The 1,078-nt window shown below is 65.9% G+C and carries 3 protein-coding genes; 1 reads left to right on the top strand and 2 read right to left on the bottom strand.

Going from position 1 to position 1,078, the window contains the following annotated elements:
• Nucleotides 1-51: 51 nt before the first annotated feature.
• Together AX709_RS09385 and AX709_RS09390 are read right to left on the bottom strand one after the other, a co-directional pair.
• A complete protein-coding gene (locus AX709_RS09385; protein ID WP_066212920.1) occupies nucleotides 52-276 on the bottom strand; it encodes a conjugal transfer protein TraD in 225 nt (74 codons plus the stop codon).
• A gap of 13 nt (nucleotides 277-289) precedes the next feature.
• Entirely contained in the window at nucleotides 290-619 is a 330-nt protein-coding gene (locus AX709_RS09390) for a conjugal transfer protein TraD (RefSeq protein ID WP_066212924.1), read from the bottom strand.
• 175 nt (nucleotides 620-794) lie between these two features.
• On the opposite strand from AX709_RS09390, the gene AX709_RS09395 reads away from it, so the two are divergent.
• Nucleotides 795-1,078: MobA/MobL family protein (locus AX709_RS09395; protein ID WP_156454235.1), on the top strand; the 284-nt coding region annotated here is incomplete at its 3' end.

Genomic DNA, 1,078 nt, shown 5'->3' on the forward strand with positions numbered 1-1,078 from the left:
CGAAATCCATCGCGCGGACTTCGGCGCGGATCGCCTCGATATCGAAATCGCTCATGCTTCGTCCTTCGCTTCGCCTTCCGCGTCGAACGCGCGCTTGCCGCGCCGCTTCCACAGCGCCAGCACGTCGCCGGCATCATCGCCACGCGCACGTCCCGCCAGATCGAGCAGCGCGCCGTAGAGCGTGGCGCGATCGTCGTCGGCTAGCTCGACCAGCCCGGCTTTCTGGACCAGCCCGCCCAGCTCGATCAGATGGCGCGTTCGTTCGCGGCGTTGCACGACCCAGCCCCTGCTATCCGTTCGCCGCTGACCCGCTTCCGCCCGCAGCGTCGCCGCCCGGTTCAGCTTGAGCGCCCGATCCGTCGATCGCAGCAGCGCCGCCACCTTTCCGCCCGCGCCGCTGAAAGAAGGCAGCGCCCTTCGCACGCCATGCCTCCTTCGCGCTGGTATCCTTCGACCCGATCGCATCGAGGAGCACCCCGGCCAGCGTCTCGGCATCGAGCGCATCGGCCCCCGTGGCGGCGACGAGCTGGCCGAGCTGTTCAACCCGCTTCGCCTTTAGCGCGCGGGCCTTGTCGCCGAGCGCCTTCAGTTCGGCGTCGTAATCGCGCACCTTCCGCATCGCCCTCACCCTTCCGCGCATCAACCAGAGACACCTTAGCGGACCCGGCATTGGGGTAAAGCACGAACGGCAGGAAAAGCGGCACCAAGTCAATCACGAGGAGCGTAGCGGATTGTGAGTGCGCGCTTATACGTCGTTGCCGACGTGCGCTCAGAAGTGTAATAAGCCAAGCGTCATGGCGATCTACCATTTTTCCGCCAAGGTCATCAGTCGCCAGACCGGCGCGAGCGCGGTGGCGAGTGCCGCCTATCGGTCCGCGTCCGAGCTGCATGACGATCGCTTCAACCGTAACCACGATTTCAGCAACAAGGCGGGCGTCATCCACTCCGAGGTGATGTTGCCAGAGGGCGCGCCGGAGCGTTTAAACGATCGCGCGGCCTTGTGGAACGAGGTGGAGGCGGGGGAGAAGCGCAAGGACGCGCAGCTTGCCCGCGAGGTGGAGTTCTCGATTCCGCGCGA

It is taken from the genome of Sphingomonas sp. CCH15-F11, from assembly GCF_001557005.1.
Lineage (GTDB): Bacteria > Pseudomonadota > Alphaproteobacteria > Sphingomonadales > Sphingomonadaceae > Sphingomonas.

Coding starts and splice junctions, on each gene's coding strand:
- AX709_RS09390 (WP_066212924.1), bottom strand. CDS start 619: ATGCGGAAGGTGCGCGATTACGACGCCGAACTGAAGGCGCTCGGCGAC.